Raw genomic sequence first — 23,857 nt, forward strand, 5'->3', positions numbered from 1 at the left:
CCAAGAGTCCACATCGACGGGGAGGTTTGGCACCTCGATGTCGGCTCATCGCATCCTGGGGCTGAAGTAGGTCCCAAGGGTTGGGCTGTTCGCCCATTAAAGCGGTACGCGAGCTGGGTTCAGAACGTCGTGAGACAGTTCGGTCCCTATCTGTCGCGGGCGTAGGAAATTTGAGAGGAGCTGTCCTTAGTACGAGAGGACCGGGATGGACGTACCGCTGGTGTACCAGTTGTTCCGCCAGGAGCACCGCTGGGTAGCCAAGTACGGACGGGATAAGCGCTGAAAGCATCTAAGCGTGAAGCCCCCCTCAAGATGAGATTTCCCAGTATGTAAGACCCCTTGAAGACGACGAGGTTGATAGGTTCGGGGTGGAAGCACAGCAATGTGTGGAGCTGACGAATACTAATCGGTCGAGGGCTTATCCTAATCGCTTACTTGGTCATACAGCCGGTAAGCAAGCTAAAGATTCAGCAACTTTCGTATCCAGTTTTCAATGTGCAAACATTGAAGCGCATGGCGTATTTCGAATTCGTTCGGGAGACGCGATCAGCGAGAAACATCGTTTGGTGGCGATGGCGGAGGGGAACCACGCGTTCCCATACCGAACACGACCGTTAAGCCCTCCAGCGCCGATGGTACTTGGACCGCAGGGTCCTGGGAGAGTAGGACGTCGCCAAGCACGAATAACCCACCGTATTTATGACGGTGGGTTTTTTGTGCGTTCAGGGACGGTTGGATGGAGGCTGTGCCTATCCAACCGTCCCTGGGCGACGTTCCTCTCCCTAGTGGGGAGAGTGTCCGAACCCTCTGATCGATGCAATTCGACGATGTTGGCCCGGCTTTAGAGGTAGGTTCAGACGCCGACCGGGGATGCGATTGCTTCGAAGCCAACTCATCCCCAGTGCGGAATGGACATCGCCAAGCAATGGTTGTCGCTCACGCCGACAACCTGTCAACTAAACATACCAATTACTTCTTACTGCGAGTACGTCGGCCACACCGACATACTGCCCTCCAACAAACTTGCTCTAAACAAAAAGCCCCACTACCCTTGCGGGCAATGAGGGAAATAGTTGTACTGGAGACAAACTTAACGGTGATAATACGAAGCTTCTTTGGACTCTAGGCGCAGGACGCCGTCCTTGCGCTGCTTGCGGAAGGATAGCGACAACAGCATGCGAGGTGCGAGCAGCCATGTATGCCAGCTTATAAGGCTAATCATGAGCGCAGGCGTCGCCCAAGGGTACACAACGCCGATAACGCATAGTCCCAGCCAAAAGAGATGGCGATGAACCCGGCGGAACAGATGCAAAGTAATGTCGTTAGCCGGCTTGAATCCGATCCATGGCGGGATAATACGCCAAATCCACTTGCGATCGGCTGCTTCATCTACCTGTATGAAGGTTACTAATAAGATAAGGATATGAAGCAGCTGAACAGCTGCGAATCCGAACAGCCAGGCAAACAGTCCGTTCATGCCATAGGCAAGCATCTGGATGCCAAGGAAGATGCCTGCAATTATGAGATGGCTGGTAACCAGCTCCGGCCTCACCATGACTCTTTTAACGAGCTGATACTGATATATAGTGGCATTCTGTTGCTGGGATAATGATTGCTTCATAGGATGATTGTCCTCTTCTCCGGAATTTACAATCCTCTTCCTTACATTTATCGGCATGCAATAGACAGTTGTGCACTACAAATTTGGGCTCAGGAATCACCAATTGCCCAGATCCGGCATACGATAACGAGAAAAACTACCGTCGCGCGCGGGCGCACATTCTCGAAAGATTTCTATAGAAGATTTTCACATGAAACAAGTATATTTCAATAGACTATGTGCCATAATAGTAGGTAAAGACGATGGCGATAGAAAGCGGGGATTGGAATGAACGAATTTCGCGATCACCATTGCATTATTTGTGGATTGCCCAAGGCGGAGGGCGAAGGGATTGTTATCGTAACTGGTTTTATATGCGAGAATTGTGAGACAGAGATGGTACAGACCGACGTTCAAGACGCCAAATATCCTTTTTTTATTCATCAGATGAAACAATTGCTCGTTGAGAAAAACGCTTAAAGCGGCTTCTAATAAAGAGGCTGCTTTTTTTCTTGAATTATAGGAAAGTATAAGTTTTCTCCATACTTGACCTATAAATCTCGGAATGAAACGCGCTGCAATATCAAAAGACGGCGACAGCCGTTTCACCTTGCTCCCGGTCAACGTTTACGAGTGTGCTTTCATTCGCTACAATGTAGGCAGACACCGCCCTACGGGCGAACGAAGGGATTGCAACAAAATGAACCCTATATATGCACCTATATATGAAGCATTAAAAAAACATGCAAGCAGCAAGCCGCGGAGCTTTCATGTACCGGGGCATCAGAATGGACAGGTATGGCAGGAGCTCGGAGCCGCAGCAAACACTTCAACAGGCCATACAATAGATGCCTATAGGCAAACCTATGATGCCATAATGAGGATCGATGCAACGGAATTATCCTCTACGGATGATTTGCATCATCCCGAAGCGGCGATCCAAGAGGCGCAGATTTTGGCTGCGCAAAGCTTTCATGCAGAAGCAACATTTTTTCTGGTTGGAGGAAGCACATCGGGCAATCTGGCTATGCTGCTTGCAGTATGTGATCCTGGTGATCTGGTGATCGTGCAGCGCAATGTACATAAGTCGATCATTAATGGACTGAAACTCGCGGGAGCAACAGCCGTTTTCGTTAGTCCACAGCGCGATGCAGGTTCTGGGCTTGCTGTAATCCCCTCCCTTAGCGGGATAGAAGCAGCGCTGAAACGTCACCCGCAAGCGAAAGCAGTCTTCTTATCGAATCCCAATTACTATGGCATGGGTGAGCAATTAAATCGATATGCGGAGACGGCGCATCAATACGGTGTTCCACTGCTGGTAGACGAGGCCCATGGAGCCCATTACGGTCAACATCGTGAGCTCCCGCGGTCGGCGATGCAAGCGGGAGCGGATGCGGCTGTGCAATCGACTCATAAGACGCTGCCTGCTCTTACGATGGGAGCCATGCTCCATATTCAGGGTAATCGAATAAATCTGGATCGCTTGAAGCAAGCGCTGGCTATCGTCCAGAGCTCCAGTCCGTCGTTCCCGATTATGGCATCGCTCGATATTTCCCGAGCAATGATAGCTTTTTTTCAAGAGGAGCTGTTCCAGCCTGCCTTAGCTCATGCCCGTACATTCCGTGCCTGGCTGAAGGCTGCTAAGCTGTTCCTTCAAGAAGTCACTTTAACGGATGCAACCGTCAGTAGCAAGCATGACAGGAGCGAGATGATAGATCATACTTCGCTTCAGCGAGATCCGCTTAGAATCGTGCTTCATGATTCGACCGGAACTCTAACCGGCAAGCAACTGCAGCAGCTGCTCGAGGAGAAGGGCTGTTGGGCGGAGATGTCGGATAACGTATACGTGGTGCTGCTGATCGGGATTGGTACTGGAGATGAGCATATGGAGCGGTTGAGAGATTCCATAACATTCATACATCAAACAATTGCAAGTGAAATGGAAGATATCGCGCCCAACATGAAACGATCGGTAAAAGAAGCTGAAAATAGGCATTTAGCGAGCTCGGCAGTATGGGCTGCGACTGCATTAGAAGAGCCTGTGGCGTTCGGCGGAGGATGGTACCGGAACCAGCCCAGCATCCGTCTGCCGCTTCGAGATGCAATAGGCCGCCGTGTCGCCGAGATGGTTGTTCCGTATCCGCCGGGTATTCCGCTATTGTATGCAGGAGAGAGATTGACGATTGCGGTGGCAGAAGAAATCGAGAGATTAGCTTCCGGAAGAGCCAATTTCCAGGGAGCAATCGACTCCGGCATGGACACAATCGCTGTCTATGAGGAAAAACCTGGGGGCTAAAGCTCGAAAAAGCGCATGATTCAACGAATTTCGTTGTGGTGTCACGTCCGCTTTGTTACAATAAATAAGAGTACAAGTCAAGTAGGTTAGGGGAAACGGCAAGTTGACTAAAGGAATCTTCATTACTATAGAAGGCGGCGAAGGATCAGGCAAAACAACGCTGATCCAGCGTCTCTCCCATGCTCTTCAGCAGAAGGGATGGGATGTGATGACGACGCGCGAGCCGGGCGGCATCCCGATCGCGGAGCAGATTCGGACCGTGATTCTGGATCCTGCGCATACGAAGATGGATGCTAGAACCGAAGCGTTGTTGTATGCGGCTTCACGAAGGCAGCATCTGGTGGAGAAGGTATTGCCGGCGCTCGAACAAGGCGCCATCGTAATCTGCGATCGGTTCGTCGACAGCAGTCTGGCTTATCAGGGCCATGCGAGAGGTCTTGGGATGGACGCAGTATGGGAGATCAACACATTCGCCATACAAGATACCATGCCGGAACTAACTTTGTTCCTGGACGTGTCGCCTGAGGTGGGACTCTCCCGAATCAATGCGGCAGCGGACAGAGAGATCAATCGTCTCGATCTGGAGCGTCATTCCTTCCACGAGCGTGTAAGAGAAGGCTATCGGATGCTGCTGGAGCGGTTTCCGGAACGGATCGTGTCAGTAAACGCAGACAGGCTTCCGGATGACGTATTCGAAGAAGCGCTGCAGGTGCTGATGGACCGACTGAACAGATAGGCAGGACGTACGATTGTCGGCATCATGACGGTTGCGGCATACGGTTGCTCCAAGCAGTTCCAGTAACCGATAACAGCCCAATGCATAGGATAAGGTGAAGCGGCTGTCGCCGTTCTTCGGCGGCGCAGCGCGTTACGCAAAGGCGATGACCTAATTTAATCTTAAACGAGGGGGAATGAGGATGAAATTAGTTATTGCGGTCATTCAGGATAAGGATAGCAACCGGTTGTCGAATGCGCTTGTAAGAGAGGGATTCCGTGCGACGAAGCTGGCAAGTACAGGCGGATTCCTGCGTGCGGGAAATACGACGTTCATGATCGGGATTGAGGATGAGCGCGTGCATGAGGTGCTTCAGGTAATCAGCGCGAACTGCAAGGTACGCGATCAATTGGTTACGCCGGTGTCTCCAATGGGCGGCTCGACGGATTCCTACATTCCGTTCCCGGTTGAGGTGCAGATTGGCGGCGCGGCGGTATTCGTCATGCCGGTGGAGAGATTCGAACACTTCTGATTGGGTGTGACGTAGATGAGAGTCGATCAAAGCTGGCGACCTTTGGGCCAGAACCGAACAAGCGGAGATACGGGCGGAAGACCCGTTCAACCGGTTAGTTTCTCCGATGTCCTGGTGCAGCAGAACGCCCAGAGAACGAACGAGCAGTTGCAGCAGAAGCTGCAGGACATTCATAACCAAGGGGAACGTTTGGCCAAGCTGATGACGGTTCGGGAGCTAAAGCTGTATCGGGCCATGGTCAAGAAGTTTCTGGAGGATACGGTTAAGCGCGGAGTAGGGCTTAAGGAAGTGCGCGGCTTCGATCGCCGCGGACGCGTAAAGCGTTATAAGCTGCTCGACGAGCTCGATGAGACGCTGGTGTCGATGGCAGAGGAATTGCTCGACAGCGAGCAAGGACGATTGGAGCTGCTTAACAAGATTGGCGAGATCCGCGGGATTCTGATCAATCTTTTGTTTTAGGCGGACCTCCTTTAAGAAAGGTAAGGACAATGATATGAGTCTTGAACGACTGGAGCAAGCCGAAGGCCAGTGGAAGGCGCAGCGCATTTTGAGACATGCGCTGCAAAGCGGCCGCGTCTCCCATGCTTATTTGTTCAACGGCCCTTCGGGGACAGGGAGAATGGCAACCGCGCAAGCGTTCGCGAAGGCGCTGTTCTGTACGTCGAATGGCTGGGATGCGTGCGGGCAATGCCTGGCATGCAGAAAGTTCGAGCATGGCAATCAGACAGCGCTTCTGACGATCGCTCCCGATGGACAGAGCATCAAGATCGACCAGATCAGAGAGCTGCAGCGAAATCTGTCGTATCGGGGAACGGAGACGGAACGCACCGTATATTTGGTCGAACGAGCCGAGACGATGACGCTGCAGGCGGCCAATAGTTTGTTGAAATTTCTCGAGGAACCTTTGTCGCCGATTGTCGCCATTCTCATTACGGATAATGGACAAGCCATATTGCCGACGATCCGATCGAGAACGCAGTGGGTGCCCTTCCTGCCGATCCCGCCGGAAAGTATGCTGGAGAAGCTTGTCTTGGAGGGGGCTTCTCCGCTTCTTGCAAGAGCAGCCGTCCATCTGTCCTCGGGACTCGACGGAGCTAGACAAATTCTCCAGCAGAATGAGTTTGCAGAAATCAGAAACCTAGTGATACAATTAGGCAAGGAGAGCTTGTCCCGATTCACCGCGGCGATGATCACTGCCCAGCAGCAGCTATTCAAGACGGATTTGAGCGCCGGTATGGATATGCTGCTATCTTTGCTTACACTATGGTTTAAAGACTTTACACAGTTCCAGGCCGGAAGGCAGGACAAGATTGTTTTCATAGATCAGTTGGATTGGATAAGCAGTCACGCGTACGACCGTTCCTTTGCAGGATGGGTATCCTGCATGGAGCATATATTGGAGGCGGGCAAGCGCATTCGGGCGAACGTATCGCCTCAGCTCGCATTTGAGCAATTATTGGTACACTTACAGGAGGGCTAATCCTTGTATAATGTCGTCGGTGTCCGCTTTAAGAAAGCGGGCAAGATCTATTACTTTGATCCGGTCGAACATCCCGTAGACAAAGAACAACATGTTATTGTTGAGACCGCGCGGGGAATCGAATACGGTAAAGTGGTGGTGGGACAGAAGCAAGTCGGTGAATCGGATGTTGTTCTCCCTCTCAAGAAGGTTATTCGCATAGCAAGCGATTCTGACGCTCAGATCGTCGAAGAGAATCGCAACGCCGCTAAGGGTGCGTTCACGACCTGTCTTGACAAGATTAAGAGCCATCAGCTTCGCATGAAGCTGGTTGATGTCGAATTTACGTTCGACCGCAATAAAATCATTTTCTACTTTACCGCCGAAGGACGCGTCGACTTCCGCGAGCTGGTAAAGGATCTCGCCAGCGTATTCCGTACCCGGATCGAGCTGCGTCAGATCGGCGTAAGGGACGAGGCTAAGATGTTAGGCGGTATCGGACCATGCGGGCGGGTGCTCTGCTGCTCTTCGTGGCTTGGCGATTTCGAACCGGTCTCGATCAAGATGGCCAAGGATCAAAATTTGTCGCTTAATCCGACCAAGATCTCCGGATTATGCGGGAGACTTATGTGTTGCTTGAAGTATGAGCATGACAATTACGAGAGCGTACGCGAGGAATTGCCGGCCATCGGCAAGATCGTCGTGACATCTTACGGAGAAGGCAAGGTTACGGGCATCAACGCATCCACGAAGAGCGTATATGTATCACTGTTTGATGTACCGGGCAAGCCGAAGGAACTGCCGCTTGATGATGTTGTCGTGAAGTAGACGGCGGCGTTAACAATCTGACAGGCGAGAGATACTCGCGCTTGATGCTCTGGGGTGGGGACTTGGAGAAAAAAGATATATTTAAACAGATGGATCAATTGGATAGCCAGATAGGGGAGTTCCATGCCCAATTCAGTGCGCTCAAGCAGATTATCAAACAATTGCTTGAAGAGAACAATCAGCTGAGCATGGAAAATCATCAGCTAAGGCTTGTGCTGAAGCGGGAGACCGCCCCCGATCGGGAAACCGTTCCGGCAGCTTCGACTCAGGCGATGGAACAGCATAACGGAACTTCTGCCGAGATAATAATTGGCAATATGGAACACGACGACAACGGTGCCGCGATTGGAGAAGGATATGACAACCTGACGAGGCTTTATCACGAAGGGTTCCATATCTGCAACGTCTACTACGGTCATCTCCGTACCGAAGGCGATTGCCTGTTCTGCCTGTCGTTCCTAAATAAATAAGCAGTATGTATCGACGGGCCGTCCTTACCTGAGGGGACGGTCATTTTTTAAATTATAGGGAAACATAAGATTTTCTATATAAGGAGAACACGAAGATGACGCAATTAAAGCCAAATGATTCATCCACTAGTCAGTCTGCGCAGCGGGAAGATCAGAAGATCGGCTTATTGCCCGGGGAGCGAATGGATGACCTGCTGACGGATACAGGGCTTAGGATTATACAGAGCCGCGAAGTCTTCAGCTTCTCGCTGGATGCTGTCTTGTTATCCAGATTCGCCAGCCTTCCGAAGCGGGGCCGAGTTGCGGATCTATGCTCCGGCAACGGAGTTATTCCCATCCTGATGTCGGCCGGAACGGAGGCAAGGATGGATGCCATCGAGATTCAACCGCGACTAGCCGACATGGCCAGGAGGAGCGTGGAGATAAATGGGCTCCAGGAGCAAATTACCGTGATACGAGAGGATCTCAGGGAATATGCGAAGACGGCTGGCAACGGCATTTACGACGCTATTACGGTCAATCCCCCTTACATGCCTGTCACGGCTGGAGATCAGAACGTGAACGAACATTATGCGATCGCGAGACATGAGATCCATTGTACGATCGAGGATATAGCCAGCGCCTGCTGCAGGCTGCTGCGCCCCGGGGGCAAGTTGTTTATGGTGCATCGTCCTTCGAGGATGCTGGATATCGTGGAGACGATGCGGCGTTATAGGCTGGAGCCCAAGCGGATCCAATTCGTACATCCCAATACAAGGTCCGAGGCTAATATGATATTAATAGAAGCAACGCGTGACGGGAAACCTGACATCAGACTGCTTCCGCCTATAATGGTGTATAACGACGAGGGGGTACAGATCGTATGAACAGGCAAAAAAGCTACGAAGCTCCGCAAGCGGTTGCCTCAGGCAAGTCTGCACCGGGCAGTCTTTTCTTGGTGGGGACGCCGATCGGCAATCTGGAGGATATGACCATGCGGGCAATCCGCACCCTCAAGGAAGTGGACCTCATTGCAGCGGAAGATACCCGGCAGACGAGGAAGCTGCTGTCTCATTTCGAAATTCATACGCGGCTGGTGAGTTATCATGAGCATAATAAGGAAGCGAGTGGTCCGGAGCTGATACGGTTATTGCTGGAAGGCCAATCCATTGCGATTGTCAGCGATGCCGGTCTGCCTGCCATCTCTGATCCAGGAGCCGACCTTGTCCGCGATGCCGTAGAACAGGATATCGCCGTTATTCCTATTCCGGGGGCGAATGCCGCTTTGTCCGCGCTCATTATGTCCGGGCTGCCGACTGACACATTTACATTTGCCGGATTCCCGCCAAGGGAGAGGAAGTCGCTTCAGAAACGTCTGACCGAGCTGTCTGGCCTCAGGTCCACGCTGCTCTTTTATGAATCGCCGCACCGTATCAAGAAGACGCTTGGCGAAATGCTGGAGAGTATCGGCGATCGCCGGATTGCCGTTATTCGCGAGCTGACGAAGCGGCATGAAGAAGCCATCAGAGGTACGGTCTCGGAATGTATCGCATGGTTCGAGGAGTATCAGCCTCTCGGTGAATTCTGTATCGTGGTAGAAGGCGCAAGCGATGGGGAAGCGGGCAACGGTCTTGCGAATCCAGAAGCTTGGTGGTCGAAGCTTGGCCTGGAGGAGCATGTGGCCCACTATGAAGCCGAGATGAGCAGGAAGGATGCCATTAAGCAAGCAGCGACGGATCGCGGTCTGCCGAAGCGGGACGTATATAATGAAGTGAACCGCTGACCGAATTTCCGGACAAAAAAAAGGACCTTCCTGGCCGGGTTCTAGCGCAGGAAGGCATCAAGGAGTATAAAAAGGTTAGAATTAACATGTGGATATAATGATTATAACCGATTTTTTTTATTTTGTCACAGGAGAAGGCATTTCTGATAAACAAATATGGCAAACAATTTTTCCTTTGAAGTACGACACGTTTTCGGCGTTGCCGCAGAAGATACATGCAGGCTCGTATTTCTTAAGCATGATGCGTTCGCCATCTACATAAATCTCGAGAGCGTCCTTCTCGCCAATGCCAAGCGTACGGCGTAATTCGATTGGAATAACAACGCGCCCAAGCTCATCGACCTTACGAACGATACCAGTAGATTTCATCATCATTCATCATTCCCCTCAGATAATATATTCGTCAATGTTCGACAATATTTTATAAATTCATGTTACTATAATACCAACTCTTCCCATAACAGTCAACCTGTAAAAATCAGCAGATAGCGTGCTGTTATAAGGATATTACCCACTATAGCAGATAATATTCTATGTAATAGAATACAACAGCTTCGACAAATTGGAAACTTAATTACGACATTATTCGACAAAAGTCGATAAAACTGTGTCGAATTTATGAACAGAAGGAGATGAGGAAATGAACGGTCAACTTAAGGAGGAAAAGGTATTTAAGGATCCCGTCCATCATTATGTGTACGTCCAGGATGAGACGATATGGAGCCTGATTAATACAAAAGAGTTCCAGCGACTGCGCCGGATCCGGCAGCTTGGGACAACCTACTTAACCTTTCACGGCGCGGAGCATAGCCGGTTCTCCCATTCTCTTGGCGTCTACGAAATTACGCGCCGCATTATTTCGCAATTCGAGCGCTACGGCTACCCCGACTGGCCGAAGGAAGAAAAGCTTGTCTCCTTGTGCGCGGCGCTTCTCCATGACGTAGGACACGGTCCGTTCTCCCATTCGCTGGAGGAGATCTTCGCTACGGATCACGAGGAGTGGACATGCGCCATATTAATGGGAGAAACTGAAATAAATGGCGTGCTTCGCTCCGTTTCCGAAGAGTTTCCTTCGCAGGTTGCGGCCGTCATTAAGAAGAAGTATCCGAAGCCGATCGTCGTCAGTCTCATCTCCAGCCAGATGGATGCGGACCGTATGGATTATCTGCTGCGCGACGCCTACTTCACGGGCGTTAACTACGGCACGTTCGACCTGGAACGCATATTGCGGGTATTGCGTCCTTATAAAGGAAAAATTGTAGTGAAGGATAGCGGCATGCATGCCGTCGAGCATTATCTTATGTCGCGCTACCAGATGTATTGGCAAATATACTTCCATCCCGTTACGCGCAGCTCGGAGATTATATTGAGACAAATATTTCGAAGAGCGCAGCAATTAAACGCGGAAGGCTACCAGTTTGGCTGGATGACGCGTTCCATTAAGCAGCTTTTGGACAATACGCTCGAGCTGAAGGATTATTTGAAGCTTGACGAGGCGCTCGCTCAGACGGCCTTCTCCGAGTGGGAGCAGGAGGCCGATCCGCTGCTCAGCGACCTGTGCCATCGATTTTTAAACAGGCAGCTCTATAAATATGTAACCATCGATCAACCGGATGAATTATTGCTTGGCGAGGTTGCCGCTACCCTGGAATCCATCGGTCTGAATCCGGATTATCATATGGAGATCGACTTCCCCTTCGATCTTCCTTATGATGTATACCGACCGGATCGGCAGGAGGGGGAAAAACGGGAAAAAGCGCCAATTTTGTTGCTGGACGAGCATGATGAAATAAGCGAGATTTCCTTGAAATCCGACATTGTTCGTTCCATCACAGGCTTGCATCAAGGAAAGTATCATTTGTATTACCCGGAGGAGCCGTTGCGGGCCAATAGGGCGCAGCTATCCGACCGAATGAGGAAGTTATTCCAACTGGATTAAAGGAGATGGACATCATGTTATTCGACACGCATACGCATCTGGACGCTAGACAATTTGACGAAGATCGGGAGCAGGTAATCGACAGGGCTCGCGCTGCCGGAGTCAGTCTTATGGTAAACATAGGATGTGACAGGAGAAGTATACCATTAACAATCGAACTGGCGGAGCGATATCCGTTTATCTACGCGGCGGTAGGTTGGCATCCTGTGGACAGCATCGATATGAAGCCGGAGGATCTGGAGTGGATCGAGCGTCTTTCCAGCCATGACAAGGTTGTCGCGATCGGCGAGATCGGGCTGGATTACCACTGGGACACATCGCCGAAAGACGTACAGCATCGCGTATTTCGGGAACAGATCAGGCTGGCCAAAAAGGTAAAGAAACCGATCGTCATTCATAATCGGGATGCCCATGAGGATGTTATTCGTATTCTTAAGGAGGAAGACGCGAAGGAAATTGGGGGTGTCATGCATTGTTTTTCCGGGAGCTGGGATACTGCAAAACAATGTCTTGATATGAATTTCTATATTTCGTTCGGAGGACCGGTTACGTACAAAAATGCAAGGGTTCCAAAAGAGGTGCTCGAGAGGGTTCCGATGGATCGACTATTGATCGAAACCGACTCCCCATATCTTACTCCTCATCCAAATAGAGGGAAGAGAAATGAGTCTGCATATGTGGCTTTGGTGGCTGCCGCCGCAGCCGAAATTAGGGGCATCTCGGTGGAGGAATTGGCTCAAATCACGATGAAAAACGGTAAAAATTGTTTTGGCATCGAAGGAAAGTCAGTCTAAAAGCGAGAAAACGAGACCTTTCATGCAAAAAAACTGATTTTTGCAGCTGAATTCAACTATTTATTCGGAGTTTTCCTGCTTTTTTCGTGAAAATCGCATTTTATCGCTTCTTTACAACTGGGCTCCGATGAAGGTATGATTCGTATCAGAGCTTTACATTTTGTATTGGATTTCCAGCCGAGCAGACATTTTTGCACCCTCAAAATAACCTCTCCACATTCCCGGGTAGTGAGCGCTAAGGCGCCTACCACATGTGCTCCACTTTGACGACAACCTCTAGCATGTCCCGAATATTCGGTTAGTAGTCGTCATAGGGTTAATCAGGGAGGTGAGAGTCTGCAAGACTGGAGTGCGTGCTTGCACGCCAATATACTATAGTCGCGTCAGTTGTAACATGCGTAACACTTGGCGGCGGGGCTATGAAGGAGGACCGAGGAAGTGGGCCTGAGTAAGAAGAAGGACACCCATGGGAAGCGATCATCCAGCATGACTTTCGCAATGCGATGGAAGCATGGAAACTTGCGTTTGATTATGTTAAGTGCAGTAATCTCAATCGCTATGACTTTCATGTTTTTGGTGTTGTTGTACGGAACGGCTGTCAAGAGCGTCTCCGTAGTAGTGAATGGACAAGAAACCGTTGTCGAAACGAAACAATGGGTCCTGCAACGCCTACTGGATGAACAAGCTATTACAATAGGACCGCACGACAAAGTGTCAGTCCCGCTTAATTCACCGATTAAGGACGGCGACCGGTTCGAGGTCGATCATGCGATTCCCGTAATTGTAAAAGCAGATGGCAAGACATCTACGGTGTACACGACAGAGAAGACGGTTGGAGCGGCGATCGAGAAATTGGATATAACCGTCCGCAGTGATGATAAAATAAATCCGCCTCTGTCCGCGGAAGTGGCAGAGGATGAGCTTGTAACAATCGTTCGGGTAGACACGAAGGTGTCGGCACTCGAAAAGGATGTTCCGTTCTCTATCGTGAAGAAAGAAGATCCGACGCTGGAGAAGGGTAAGGAGAAGGTCATCCAAACCGGCAAGAGCGGCGTTTTGATCGAGCAATCCAAGGAGCAATACGAAGACGGCGTGCTTGTCGCAAGCCAGGTCGTAAGCGAAGTTGTGCAGACGGCTGCCGTTGACCAAATCGTCGCCATTGGCACGAAGAAGCCGGAACCGAAAGTCACGGTTCTGTCGAACAAGAGCCCAAGCGTGACTACGGTAACGAAAGACGACCTTACCTTCAGCGCGAAGAAAGTGTTGAAGAACGTGACGCTTACCGCGTATACCGCGGGCGTCGAATCGACAGGCAAAGACGAGGACCATCCGCAATACGGCCTTACGGCATCCGGTACGAAGGTACAGGAAGGCCGGACGATCGCAGTCGATCCAACCGTCATCCCGATGGGATGGTGGGTATACATCGAGGGCATCGGCTTCCGCCGCGCCGAAGACAAGGGCAGCGCCGTAAAAGGCAACAAAATCGATGTGTACTTCGATAGCACCAGCTATGCGAACAAGTTCGGCAAGAAGACGGGCTACACAGTTTATGTGCTGGGTCCGAACAAACCATCGGCAAGCTAACCTGCCTAAGCTTCGGATGAAGCTATCGTAATGTTGAACTAAATATGCCATCATAAGAAGAGGCGACGCCTCTTCTTTCTTCTTTTTTCTCGCGAAAATAAAGAAGAAGGCAAGGAAAGACGGCAGAAAGCGGGGATGGTCAGATTGATTAAGGAAATCATTGTAGTGGAGGGCAAGGACGACACGGCTGCTATCAAACGGGCTGTTGAAGCCGACACGATCGAGACGAACGGTTCCGCCATCGGCGAAGACGTGCTTCGTCGGATTGCGCTTGCTAACGAACGCAGAGGCGTCATTATATTTACCGATCCTGATCATGCCGGCGAGCGCATCCGAAAGATTGTCGCCCGTCATGCGCCAGGCTGCAAGCACGCATTCCTGCCTCAAGAGAAGGCATCCTATAAAGGCGATATCGGCATCGAGAACGCGAGCCCGGACGCCATCCGACAGGCTTTATCGGAGCTGCGCACGGAGGCGCTTAGCGGCGAGGGGGGCGAGATCACTTGGGAGGACCTTATGGAAGCAGGGCTGATCGTCCATTCCGATGCGGCACGCAGAAGGCTGATTATGGGCAAGCTGCTCGGGATCGGATACGCGAACGGCAAACAATTCTTTAAGCGGTGTACAAGCTTCCAGATTACGAAGAGCGAATTCGTGGACGCGCTCCGGGAGATGGAACAGAATGCGGAGGGGTCTTAAATATGGAGACGGAACAAGGGAACAGAAGCGGGCAAGGCGCAAGATCGGCATCGGATGTGGGCACGCCTAAGCGAACCAAAGAAATTATCGCGAAATACGGCTTCTCCTTCAAAAAGAGTCTCGGACAGAACTTCTTGATCGATCGCAACGTGCTGAACAACATCGTCGCGGCGGCCGGATTGGACGAGTCCAAAGGGGCGCTGGAGATCGGCCCGGGCATTGGCGCGTTGACAGGGCGCCTGGCGGAGACGGCTGGCCGTGTGACGGCTATCGAGATCGATCAGCGGCTTATTCCGATATTAGACGATCTGTTCGCCGAGCAGGGGCATGTGACGGTCATTCACGGCGACGTGCTCAAGATTGATTTGCAGGAGCTGTTTCGCAGTCAATTCGAGGGCCTCTCCGGCGTCAGCGTCGTGGCGAACCTGCCTTATTACGTGACGACGCCGATCCTCATGAAGCTGCTTGAGGAACGTCTGCCTCTGGAGAACATCGTCGTCATGATTCAGAAGGAAGTCGCGCAGCGGATGGCCGCGAAGCCGGGAGGCAAGGAATACGGAAGCCTAAGCGTAGCCGTACAATATTATTGCGTGCCGGAGCTGGTATGCACCGTGCCGCATACCGTCTTTATCCCGCAGCCTAACGTGGACTCCGCCGTCATCAAGCTTACAGTGAGAGAGAAGCCTGCGGTAGACGTGCCGGACGAAGCCTTTTTCTTCCGCGTCGTACAGGCAAGCTTCGCGCAGCGCCGCAAGACGCTGGCCAACAATCTCACGGCTTTCGTAGGCAAGGAGAACCGGGAGGCGCTTGGCGGCCTTCTGGGCGGCATTGGCATCGATCCTGGCCGCCGGGGAGAGACGCTCTCGCTGGAGGAATTCGCGCGGCTTAGCCGGGCTCTCCTGGAGGCGAAGCTGTCGTTGTAAACGGCAAGTTGCAGAATCGCTCACCATTCGCTCCATCTGCCCATAGGATAGACGAAGAGGTGATTGACCTATGAAGCAAGGGGACCTGGTCGTCCGCAAATCATATGGAAGCGACGTTTTGTTCCGTATCGAAGCGGTTCGTTCGGAGACAGCCCTGTTAAAGGGCACGGATTATCGTCTGCTCGCGGACGCTCCAATTCCTGATCTGTCGGTCGTGCGCGATCCGGAATCAACGAGAGCGGCGCAACAGGCGCGTATTAAAGTAAATGAATCGTTACGCAAGATGCACACGGATCGGGAGAAGCAGACCGCAGAGACCGTGGATGCCATACGCCAGGGATTGCAGACGCCGGATGCGGCTTATTTCGAGATGCCCGGCAAGGTGCTGCATCTGGATGGAGACGGCAATTATTTAAAGAAGAGCATGCAGCTCTACAGCACGATGCAGGTGCCGGCGTATGGTCTGCATCTTCACGAGGCCCAGATGAGCGACATGCTCTACCGGCTGCTTCCGCAGGTAAGGCCCGACATTGTCGTTATTACGGGCCATGACGGCGTGCTCAAGCACCGCGCCCCGAATGAATTGTACAGTCTGACCAATTACAAAAATTCGCAGAATTTCGTTAACGCTGTCCGGGTTGCGCGCGAATACGAGAAGAACAGGGATAATCTCGTGGTGGTGGCAGGCGCCTGCCAATCCCACTTCGAGGCGCTGCTGCACGCAGGAGCGAACTTCGCCAGCTCGCCGGGCCGTATTCTGATCCATGCGCTGGATCCCGTGTACATCGCGATCAAAGCCAGCTTTACATCGATCCGGGAAACGATTAATCTTCCGGATGTCATACACGGTACCATTAGCGGGATAGACGGCGTTGGCGGCATCGAGACGCTCGGTCGACACAGGGTCGGCTTGCCGAAGCCAAAGGCTGCTGCATCGACTATGGCCAATGCAACGATGAACGCTTAACAGACGAACGAATGAGTCTTGCGGTCGTTTAATTAACAACGACTATTATGTCGCCTTTTGTATATTTTTTGTCATTGGAACACAAACTATCAAAAAATAAGGCCGATTTTTTATTTTTGGGTGAAATCACCGTTGACAAAATAAATAACTGGCTGATATAATATTTTGTTTCGTTTGACAATTGGTCTTTCCTTGGTTATAATGGACAAGGAAAGAGGTGGTAGTGGACAATGGCAAAAAACGCGCTATTGGATATCAAACGCAGCTTGGAAGCCCATGTGGGAGCCAAGATCCGTCTTAGAGCAAACGGCGGTCGCCGAAAGACAATCGAACGGACCGGTACGTTGGAAGAAATCTACCCTTCTGTCTTCATTGTAAAGCTGGATGAAGAGCAACACGCTTTCAAGCGCGTCTCCTACAGCTACGCGGATATACTTACCGAATCTGTTGAAGTGACCGTGTGCAATGATGAAGGCCAAGTCCGAATCGCTTATCTTCAACACTAGATGGACATAAGCTTCATATAGGCCCTTACGGGGCAACCTGACGCAGACCTCCTTGGGTCTGTGTCTTTTTTTTGGGACCATAAGAAGACCCGCATGATCCCTAACGTGCGGATGCATACTACGAATGGATGACAACCAAGCCTGACAAGGCAGAAGACGACAAGGAGGGATGATATGGGACGCAGGCGCAGAGGCGGCGTGATGTCGGAACAGCTGAAAGTAGAACTCGCAAAGGATCTGGGCTTCTACGGCACCGTTCAGCAAGAAGGTTGGGGCGGAATCAAATCAAAGGATGCCGGCAATATGGTGAAACGGGCCATTCAGATCGCGGAGCAGACGGCGGCACGATCGGGACAGCCGTAACGATCGACGATATCGTGACGCGGCTATGAAGAAGTACGACCCGGCTTTCGAAAGCAGCAACAGAGCGGCAAGAGTTTGCAAAAAGGGAAGCTAAGCTGTGCAGGACCTGCTCGAACGGTCTGGCATGGTTTAGCTTTTATTGTGCCCGTTTGTTATAATGAAGCTTACAGTTTAAATGAACGGGTGAACGAACCGATGAAAATTTATGAGAAAGCTCCTGCCAAAATCAATTTGCTGCTCGATGTGCTGCGCAAACGCGGCGACGGATACCACGAAGTAGAAATGATCATGACGATGGTCGATTTGGCGGATCGTCTCGAGATGGAGGAGCTGCCGCGCGACACGATCATCATTTCCAGCCAGGTGGGCTATATTCCGCTCGACGAGAAGAATCTGGCGTTCCAGGCGGCTCGCCTCATTAAGGAGCGGTATGACGTCCGTAAGGGCGTATACATCCATCTCGACAAGAAGATTCCAGTAGCGGCTGGTCTCGCCGGAGGAAGCAGCGACGCTGCTGCAGCGCTGCGTGGTCTTAACCGGCTGTGGGGGCTTGGCATATCGGAGGACGAGCTCTGCGACCTTGGGGCCGAGCTGGGCTCGGACGTGCCTTTCTGCGTGACGGGAGGAACGGCGATTGCGAGAGGGCGCGGAGAGAAGCTGGAGCACATCTTGCCGCCGCCGCAATGCTGGGTCGTTCTCGCCAAGCCGCCGATCAATGTGTCGACGGCCGATGTGTACGGCAGACTGAGAGCGAACGAGCTGAAGGACCACCCTTCCATCGAATTCATGAGAGGGGCGCTTGCGCGAGGCTCCTTCCACGATATGTGCGAAGGGCTGGGCAATGTGCTGGAGAACGTGACGCTGGAGCTGTATCCCGAGGTGCGTCAGCTAAAGGAGAGCATGCTCAGACTTGGAGCTGACGGCGTGTTGATGTCGGGCAGCGGACCTACCGTATTCGGCCTCGTATCGAAGCAAGCGAAGCTCCCGCGTATCTATAATGGACTGCGGGGATATTGCAAGGAAGTATACGTGGTAAGAATGCTTACATAAAGATGGCGTTATTGTTGATTAAATCCGTATAAAAATGTTATATTGGTAATATAATATTCGGATTTAGTGGGGGGAGATGGCATTGAAGAAGTTAAAGAGAAGCTCGCGGCTCGTTGAAATGACGCAGTATCTATTATCTCGTCCCCACACGTTAATATCGCTCACAGCATTCGCAGAACGTTATCAGTCCGCCAAGTCTTCCATCAGCGAAGATCTTGCTATCATCAAGGAAGTTTTCGAGGAAGAAGGCATCGGCGACCTGCAGACACTGGCGGGAGCGGCAGGCGGGGTTAAATACATGCCTAAGATGAGAGAATCTGTGGCGCTGGACATCATGAAGGAAACATGCAGAGAGCTGGAGCAGCCCGATCGCGTGCTGCCAGGCGGATATTTGTATATGACGGATATGTTGGGACAGCCAGAGCTGCTGGCTGATGTCGGACGGATGTTTGCAACCGCATTCGCAGATCGCAAAATCGACGTTATTATGACGGTGGAGACAAAAGGGATTCCGCTCGCTTACGCGACGGCGGCATGTCTTAATATCCCCGTCGTTATTGTGCGCAGAGACAATAAGGTGACTGAAGGTTCCGCGGTAAGCATCAACTACGTGTCGGGATCGACGAAGCGCATCCAGACGATGTCGCTGGCACGCAGAGCGCTTAAGGAGCAGTCCCGCGTACTGATCATCGACGACTTTATGAAAGCCGGAGGCACGATCCAAGGGATGATGGATTTGCTCTTCGAATTCAAGGCAACCGTGGCCGGCGTAGGCGTATTCGTGGAATCGGGAGAAGTGGAGCTGGAGGAGCGCCTGCTGGAGGATTACGTGTCGCTGGCGAAGCTGACGGCCGTGGATATGAAGTCGAAGCAATCCACCGTCATTCCGGGCAATTACTTCAAGGCGTAACCGCAAGCCTGCGCACACCATCACCTATATCCATCAATCATTGAGAGGCAGGGGACATGATGACAACACGCAAGGAAATGGAAATCGTCTCGACGGAAGCGGCGCCGGCAGCGATCGGCCCCTATTCGCAAGCGATCAAGCTGGGAGGTCTGCTCTTCACTTCGGGCCAGATTCCGCTCGACGCGACGGGCGCTCTTGTCGCGGGCGGCATCGAAGAGCAAGCTCATCAAGTATTCCGGAATCTGCAAGCAGTCTTGGAGGCAGGCGGGGCTTCCTTAGCCAGCGTCGTCAAGGCAACTGTTTTCTTGAAGGACATGAATGATTTCGCAACGGTCAACGGCATCTATGCCTCCTACTTCGGAGACCACAAGCCAGCTCGCTCCGCCGTAGAAGTAGCAAGGCTTCCAAAGGACGTTCTTGTCGAAATTGAGGTCATTGCATCGACTCTTGTCGAATGAAAACGAAAAATTATCAAAACAAAAAAAATATTTTAAATAGAGCATCAATTTACCAATTTAATAGAAGGATTTTGCATTTTTTCGTGGAAGTATACACCAAGTCTTGAGAGGCAAAGGTGGTGAACACAAGTGCAAATTACTGATGTCAGACTCCGCCGCGTCAATTCGGAAGGACGTATGAAGGCAATCGCATCGATCACCATTGACAATGAATTCGTTGTTCACGATATCCGTGTCATCGACGGCAACAATGGTATGTTCGTAGCTATGCCAAGCAAACGTACTCCGGATGGCGAATTCCGCGATATCGCTCATCCAATCTCTTCTACGACTCGTGAGAAGATCCAAGCCGCTGTTCTGGCGGAATATGAGCGTGCTGCCGATGAGGTTGCGATCGAGGAAGGTGCTTAACACGAAAGCTTTTGCAAGTATGATAAAACCTCTACCCTCGGCCTCTCGAAGATGAGCGACCGCGTTTAGTGGTAATAAATCCGCTTAGTCAGAAGAGAGAGCCGCGGCTCTCTTTTCTTTTGCCAATATATAAGCTATATTCATCTGAAGGATTGCTAGTTGGAGGAACCAGGGAGGTTATTGCGTATGACAAGAATGGCGATTGTGCTCGCGGCCGGTCAGGGCAAGCGGATGAAATCGAAATTATATAAGGTGCTGCATCCGGTGTGCGGCAAACCTATGGTAGGGCATGTGTTGGATACGGTCAAAGCCGCGAACTGCGAGAAGGTTGTCGTTATCGTCGGCCACGGCGCGGAGAAAGTAAAGGCTTATCTGGGCGACGCGGCGGAATATGCGCTGCAAGGGGAGCAGCTCGGCACAGGACATGCGGTGCTGCAGGCGAAGGAGTTGATCGGAGATATCGACGGTACGACGATCGTCGTATGCGGCGATACGCCGCTCGTTCGCGCTTCGACGGTAGAAGCGATGCTGAAGCTGCATGAAGAGAGCGGCGCGGCTGCGACCGTGCTAACGGCATCGTTTGCATATCCTGCCGGATATGGCCGCGTGATCAGGGGAGAGGATGGAACGGTTAGGCGCATCGTGGAGCAGAAGGACTGCTCGGCGGAGGAAGCGGCCGTACTGGAAATTAACACGGGCACGTATTGCTTCGATAACCGGAAGCTGTTTGAAGCGCTTGCGAACGTAAAGAACGAGAACGCGCAAGGCGAATATTATTTGACCGACGTCGTAGGCCTGCTAAAGTCGGCCGGCGAGGTCGTGCAGGGCTACTGTACCTCGGACTTGGCGGAGGCGATCGGCGTAAACGACCGCGTGGCGCTCGCCGAGGCGGAGCGGTTCATGCGCGAGCGGATCAACCGGGAGCATTTGCTAAACGGCGTGACGATTATCGATCCGCAGAACACTTACATTGAAGCGGGTGTAGTCATCGGCGCCGATACCGTGCTGTATCCGGGCAGCGTGCTTCGTGCGGGAACGGTCATCGGAGAGGACTGCGTCATCGGGCCGAACGCGGAGATTACGGCTAGCGAGGTTGGGGATGGCGCTGCTATTAAATTCTCGGTCATCGCGGAGTCTGTCGTCGGTCCGGAGAGCACGGTGGGACCTTACGCGAACCTCCGTCCGGGCTCGAAGCTCGGCCGTGGCTGCAAGATCGGCGATTTCGTGGAGCTTAAGAACGCGGTGCTGGACGATGGCAGCAAAGTGTCCCACCTCAGTTATGTGGGCGACGCGGTGGTCGGCAAGGACGTTAATATCGGCTGCGGAGCGATCACGGTCAACTATGACGGGTTTAACAAAGCCGTGACGGAGATCGGCGATCATGCTTTTATCGGCAGCAACGTCAATCTGATCGCGCCGGTTAAGGTCGGCGATGGCGCGTACGTCGTGGCCGGTTCGACTGTCACGCAGGATGTGCCCGCAGGCGATCTGGCCATCGCTCGGGAGCGTCAGGTCAATAAGCCGGGATACGCGGACAAGATCCGCGCGAGAGCGAAGGCGAAGAAGGAACGCAATTCGAAATAAACGGTTCTGCGATTTGGTCTGGCGATGCCGCTGCGGGAGCTAATTTGTTTAATTTATCCCGGGAGTGGGTAAAGTGATATGGACATCCAATTATTTAAGGAGGATTCCATATGGCTATCGCAATGCAGGCGGATGCGAGATCCGTCAAAACAAAAGGCGATCTTCGAAAGTTGCGCTTAGGCGGCATGGTGCCGGGCGTCGTATACGGAAAGCAGCTAAGCAAGTCGGCAACGGTGAGCATTCGGGAGAAGGAGTTGAAGGCGCTGCTTCGTTCTCAACCGAACGCGGTGTTAGAGATGGAGGTTCCGGGTCAGGGCAAACATTCCGTGATGGTCGCCGACGTACAAAGGGATTCGTTAAATGGCGTAATCACGCACGTCGACTTCCATCAGATCAATATGAACGAAGAGGTACGCGCGAACGTGCGGATTGAAGCGACTGGCGACTCCGCTGGCGTGCGAGAGGGCGGCATTTTGTCCATCGTGCTGCATGAGCTGGAGGTGCAGTGTTTGCCGGGGGCGATTCCGGAGCAAATCTCGGTCGACATCTCTTCGCTTGGCATTGGAGAAAGTCTGCAGGTGAAGGATCTGATGCTGCCGCAAGGCGTAGAGGTCAGCTCCGATCCGGAGGTTGTCGTACTGACGGTGCTGGCGCCGCAGAAGGAACTGGATGAGACGGAAGCGGAAGCGCAGGACGTGGAAGCGAAAGAAGCGGAGTCCCGCTCGGATCATGCGCAGCATGAGGAGATTTCTACAAGCACGTAACCGCAATAAATTTAGGAGGCCTGCCGGGCGATCGGCGGGCTTTTCTTTGCCTATAGGAAAGCGGGAGCCGCATGATTTTTTGGCGCTGCCCAACACCCGCTAAGGTGATTTATGATTTGAGGGTTCGTTTTTTGCGCCGAGTTATGCTACATTAAGTTCAATGAGATAGTGGCTTGCCCCACGCCGGGCAGGCATGGAGAGGGAGAGAGTAGAAGGCATGAAGTGGATCGTGGGACTTGGCAATCCGGGTACGCAATACAGGGATACTAGGCATAACGTCGGATTCATGGTCATCGACGAGTTGGCGAAGCGCTGGGGCATCTCGGTGACGGGAACCAAATGCAAGGCGCTGATCGGCGAAGGCAACGTCGGAGGCACAAAGGTGGTGCTGATCAAACCGATGACCTATATGAACCTGTCCGGCGAGTCCGTTCGGTCGTTCCTGGATTACTTCAAGGCGGATCTAGCGGACGGCATTGTCGTCTATGATGATCTGGATACCGAGATCGGCAAACTCAGGCTGCGTTATCAAGGCAGCGCGGGCGGGCATAACGGCATCAAGTCGCTGATTCAGCATCTCGGCACGCAGACATTCGACCGGATTCGCATGGGCATCTCCAGACCGCAGCCGGGCATGGTTATCTCCGACTATGTGCTGTCTCCCTTCCCGAAGGCGGAGCGCGACAAACTGGCGGATATGATCGGAAATGCGGCGGATGCGGCGGAATTTGCGCTAAAGGCAACGTTTGAGGAGACGATGGCGAAGTTTAATCGTTAGATCTTTAAAATCAATCGGGGGGCAGTACGTTAAGTTGGCGGTTATCTGGGTATACTGAGGGTATAACCTATCCTCAGGAGGCATACATATGGCTGTAAACTATATATGCAGACATTGCAAGACGTCCATAGGGTCCATCGAAGGAAACACGGTTACAGAGCGGGAGCTCGGCTTCCATTCCTTGACCCCCGAGGAGCGCAGCGATATAATAGCGTATGACTCAAGCGGCAACGTAACGGTGAAGGTTGTTTGCGATTATTGCAACGAAGCATTGAGCTCTAACCCCGATCTCATGCTGATCGGCAACCCTCTCCAATAAGAGGGGATATACGAATTGATAGGTTCCGCAGAACAAGCTATGACGGCATGCGTCCGGTCGTAGCTGTTTTGGCGTGGGCGAGGATGGACGATGTAGCGGGGAACTGCAGCCAGATGCTTGGCAGGAAGCAGCGATCGGATCTC

The 23,857-nt window shown here is 52.2% G+C and carries 28 protein-coding genes and 2 rRNA genes (1 of these 30 only partly in view); 28 read left to right on the forward strand and 2 right to left on the reverse strand.

The features are described from left to right. Nucleotides 1-426, forward strand: a 23S ribosomal RNA gene (locus KJW29_RS27845) (it extends 2,507 nt beyond the left edge of the window). Between the two features lie 136 nt (nucleotides 427-562). Beyond that, nucleotides 563-679, forward strand: a 5S ribosomal RNA gene (gene rrf / locus KJW29_RS27850). 411 nt (nucleotides 680-1,090) lie between these two features. On the opposite strand, the gene KJW29_RS27855 is transcribed toward rrf, so the two are convergent. Continuing rightward, on the reverse strand, nucleotides 1,091-1,621 hold the full coding sequence (locus KJW29_RS27855) for a transposase (protein ID WP_214627112.1): 531 nt from the start codon (nucleotides 1,619-1,621) through the stop codon (nucleotides 1,091-1,093). A 267-nt stretch (nucleotides 1,622-1,888) separates the two neighbouring features. Here KJW29_RS27855 and KJW29_RS27860 point away from each other — a divergent pair, with 267 nt between their 5' ends. The 10 genes from KJW29_RS27860 (at nucleotide 1,889) to rsmI (ending at nucleotide 9,662) form a co-directional block, all read left to right on the forward strand. After that, the gene (locus KJW29_RS27860; protein WP_214627113.1) at nucleotides 1,889-2,080 is read left to right on the forward strand and encodes a sigma factor G inhibitor Gin; all 192 of its coding nucleotides are present in this window, start codon (nucleotides 1,889-1,891) and stop codon (nucleotides 2,078-2,080) included. A 220-nt stretch (nucleotides 2,081-2,300) separates the two neighbouring features. After that, the gene (locus KJW29_RS27865; RefSeq protein ID WP_214627114.1) at nucleotides 2,301-3,896 is read left to right on the forward strand and encodes an aminotransferase class I/II-fold pyridoxal phosphate-dependent enzyme; all 1,596 of its coding nucleotides are present in this window, start codon (nucleotides 2,301-2,303) and stop codon (nucleotides 3,894-3,896) included. Nucleotides 3,897-3,999: 103 nt separating this feature from the next. Then, on the forward strand, nucleotides 4,000-4,632 hold the full coding sequence (gene tmk / locus KJW29_RS27870) for a dTMP kinase (RefSeq protein WP_214627115.1): 633 nt from the start codon (nucleotides 4,000-4,002) through the stop codon (nucleotides 4,630-4,632). A gap of 181 nt (nucleotides 4,633-4,813) precedes the next feature. Further along, nucleotides 4,814-5,143, forward strand: a complete 330-nt coding sequence (locus KJW29_RS27875; RefSeq protein ID WP_087571169.1) for a cyclic di-AMP receptor DarA — start codon at nucleotides 4,814-4,816, stop codon at nucleotides 5,141-5,143. A 15-nt stretch (nucleotides 5,144-5,158) separates the two neighbouring features. Further along, nucleotides 5,159-5,602, forward strand: coding sequence for a YaaR family protein (locus KJW29_RS27880; protein WP_087571170.1), 444 nt, complete (start codon nucleotides 5,159-5,161; stop codon nucleotides 5,600-5,602). 34 nt (nucleotides 5,603-5,636) lie between these two features. Next, the gene (gene holB / locus KJW29_RS27885) at nucleotides 5,637-6,623 is read left to right on the forward strand and encodes a DNA polymerase III subunit delta' (protein ID WP_187103086.1); all 987 of its coding nucleotides are present in this window, start codon (nucleotides 5,637-5,639) and stop codon (nucleotides 6,621-6,623) included. 3 nt (nucleotides 6,624-6,626) lie between these two features. Continuing rightward, nucleotides 6,627-7,430, forward strand: coding sequence for a PSP1 domain-containing protein (locus KJW29_RS27890; protein ID WP_087571172.1), 804 nt, complete (start codon nucleotides 6,627-6,629; stop codon nucleotides 7,428-7,430). A gap of 62 nt (nucleotides 7,431-7,492) precedes the next feature. Further along, nucleotides 7,493-7,900, forward strand: a complete 408-nt coding sequence (locus KJW29_RS27895; protein ID WP_087571189.1) for an initiation-control protein YabA — start codon at nucleotides 7,493-7,495, stop codon at nucleotides 7,898-7,900. 95 nt (nucleotides 7,901-7,995) lie between these two features. Next, entirely contained in the window at nucleotides 7,996-8,766 is a 771-nt protein-coding gene (locus KJW29_RS27900; RefSeq protein ID WP_214627116.1) for a tRNA1(Val) (adenine(37)-N6)-methyltransferase, read from the forward strand. Next, nucleotides 8,763-9,662 (forward strand): 16S rRNA (cytidine(1402)-2'-O)-methyltransferase, encoded by a 900-nt coding sequence (gene rsmI / locus KJW29_RS27905; protein WP_214627117.1) that lies wholly within the window; start codon nucleotides 8,763-8,765, stop codon nucleotides 9,660-9,662. The genes KJW29_RS27900 and rsmI overlap by 4 nt, the downstream gene beginning before the upstream one ends. A 117-nt stretch (nucleotides 9,663-9,779) precedes the next feature. On the opposite strand, the gene KJW29_RS27910 is transcribed toward rsmI, so the two are convergent. Continuing rightward, on the reverse strand, nucleotides 9,780-10,034 hold the full coding sequence (locus tag KJW29_RS27910; protein ID WP_012772023.1) for an AbrB/MazE/SpoVT family DNA-binding domain-containing protein: 255 nt from the start codon (nucleotides 10,032-10,034) through the stop codon (nucleotides 9,780-9,782). Nucleotides 10,035-10,302: 268 nt separating this feature from the next. Between KJW29_RS27910 and KJW29_RS27915 the strand changes: the two genes are divergently transcribed. From KJW29_RS27915 to fin, 16 genes are all read left to right on the forward strand, one after another. Then, entirely contained in the window at nucleotides 10,303-11,601 is a 1,299-nt protein-coding gene (locus tag KJW29_RS27915) for an HD domain-containing protein (protein ID WP_214627118.1), read from the forward strand. 14 nt (nucleotides 11,602-11,615) lie between these two features. Further along, complete coding sequence (locus KJW29_RS27920) at nucleotides 11,616-12,395, forward strand: TatD family hydrolase (protein WP_214627119.1); 780 nt, start codon at nucleotides 11,616-11,618, stop codon at nucleotides 12,393-12,395. A gap of 438 nt (nucleotides 12,396-12,833) precedes the next feature. Continuing rightward, nucleotides 12,834-13,982, forward strand: coding sequence for a resuscitation-promoting factor (locus tag KJW29_RS27925; protein WP_179215860.1), 1,149 nt, complete (start codon nucleotides 12,834-12,836; stop codon nucleotides 13,980-13,982). Nucleotides 13,983-14,126: 144 nt separating this feature from the next. After that, the gene (gene rnmV / locus KJW29_RS27930; protein ID WP_281426388.1) at nucleotides 14,127-14,681 is read left to right on the forward strand and encodes a ribonuclease M5; all 555 of its coding nucleotides are present in this window, start codon (nucleotides 14,127-14,129) and stop codon (nucleotides 14,679-14,681) included. Nucleotides 14,682-14,683: 2 nt separating this feature from the next. Continuing rightward, the gene (gene rsmA, locus KJW29_RS27935) at nucleotides 14,684-15,604 is read left to right on the forward strand and encodes a 16S rRNA (adenine(1518)-N(6)/adenine(1519)-N(6))-dimethyltransferase RsmA (RefSeq protein ID WP_214627121.1); all 921 of its coding nucleotides are present in this window, start codon (nucleotides 14,684-14,686) and stop codon (nucleotides 15,602-15,604) included. A gap of 70 nt (nucleotides 15,605-15,674) precedes the next feature. Beyond that, complete coding sequence (yabG, locus tag KJW29_RS27940) at nucleotides 15,675-16,571, forward strand: sporulation peptidase YabG (RefSeq protein ID WP_214627122.1); 897 nt, start codon at nucleotides 15,675-15,677, stop codon at nucleotides 16,569-16,571. Between the two features lie 230 nt (nucleotides 16,572-16,801). Next, nucleotides 16,802-17,077 (forward strand): biofilm formation stimulator Veg, encoded by a 276-nt coding sequence (gene veg, locus KJW29_RS27945; RefSeq protein ID WP_087571179.1) that lies wholly within the window; start codon nucleotides 16,802-16,804, stop codon nucleotides 17,075-17,077. 174 nt (nucleotides 17,078-17,251) lie between these two features. Continuing rightward, entirely contained in the window at nucleotides 17,252-17,440 is a 189-nt protein-coding gene (locus tag KJW29_RS27950) for a small, acid-soluble spore protein, alpha/beta type (protein ID WP_087571180.1), read from the forward strand. A gap of 195 nt (nucleotides 17,441-17,635) precedes the next feature. Beyond that, entirely contained in the window at nucleotides 17,636-18,490 is an 855-nt protein-coding gene (ispE, locus tag KJW29_RS27955; protein WP_214627123.1) for a 4-(cytidine 5'-diphospho)-2-C-methyl-D-erythritol kinase, read from the forward strand. 82 nt (nucleotides 18,491-18,572) lie between these two features. Further along, the gene (gene purR, locus KJW29_RS27960) at nucleotides 18,573-19,400 is read left to right on the forward strand and encodes a pur operon repressor (protein WP_087571182.1); all 828 of its coding nucleotides are present in this window, start codon (nucleotides 18,573-18,575) and stop codon (nucleotides 19,398-19,400) included. Nucleotides 19,401-19,459: 59 nt separating this feature from the next. After that, complete coding sequence (locus KJW29_RS27965) at nucleotides 19,460-19,858, forward strand: RidA family protein (RefSeq protein WP_397374646.1); 399 nt, start codon at nucleotides 19,460-19,462, stop codon at nucleotides 19,856-19,858. A 129-nt stretch (nucleotides 19,859-19,987) separates the two neighbouring features. Then, nucleotides 19,988-20,269 carry a septation regulator SpoVG gene (spoVG, locus tag KJW29_RS27970; RefSeq protein ID WP_087571183.1) on the forward strand — a complete coding sequence of 94 codons (282 nt, stop codon included), beginning with the start codon at nucleotides 19,988-19,990 and terminating at the stop codon, nucleotides 20,267-20,269. A gap of 186 nt (nucleotides 20,270-20,455) precedes the next feature. Further along, nucleotides 20,456-21,853 carry a bifunctional UDP-N-acetylglucosamine diphosphorylase/glucosamine-1-phosphate N-acetyltransferase GlmU gene (gene glmU / locus KJW29_RS27975; RefSeq protein WP_214627124.1) on the forward strand — a complete coding sequence of 466 codons (1,398 nt, stop codon included), beginning with the start codon at nucleotides 20,456-20,458 and terminating at the stop codon, nucleotides 21,851-21,853. 110 nt (nucleotides 21,854-21,963) lie between these two features. Beyond that, a complete protein-coding gene (locus KJW29_RS27980; protein ID WP_214627125.1) occupies nucleotides 21,964-22,617 on the forward strand; it encodes a 50S ribosomal protein L25/general stress protein Ctc in 654 nt (217 codons plus the stop codon). Nucleotides 22,618-22,834: 217 nt separating this feature from the next. Beyond that, complete coding sequence (gene pth / locus KJW29_RS27985) at nucleotides 22,835-23,395, forward strand: aminoacyl-tRNA hydrolase (RefSeq protein ID WP_087571186.1); 561 nt, start codon at nucleotides 22,835-22,837, stop codon at nucleotides 23,393-23,395. A gap of 88 nt (nucleotides 23,396-23,483) precedes the next feature. Beyond that, nucleotides 23,484-23,714, forward strand: a complete 231-nt coding sequence (fin, locus tag KJW29_RS27990) for an anti-sigma-F factor Fin (protein WP_087571187.1) — start codon at nucleotides 23,484-23,486, stop codon at nucleotides 23,712-23,714. The last annotated feature ends 143 nt before the right edge of the window (nucleotides 23,715-23,857 follow it).

This window comes from Paenibacillus agaridevorans, assembly GCF_018604145.1.
In the GTDB taxonomy this organism is placed as follows: Bacteria; Bacillota; Bacilli; order Paenibacillales; family Paenibacillaceae; genus Pristimantibacillus; species Pristimantibacillus agaridevorans.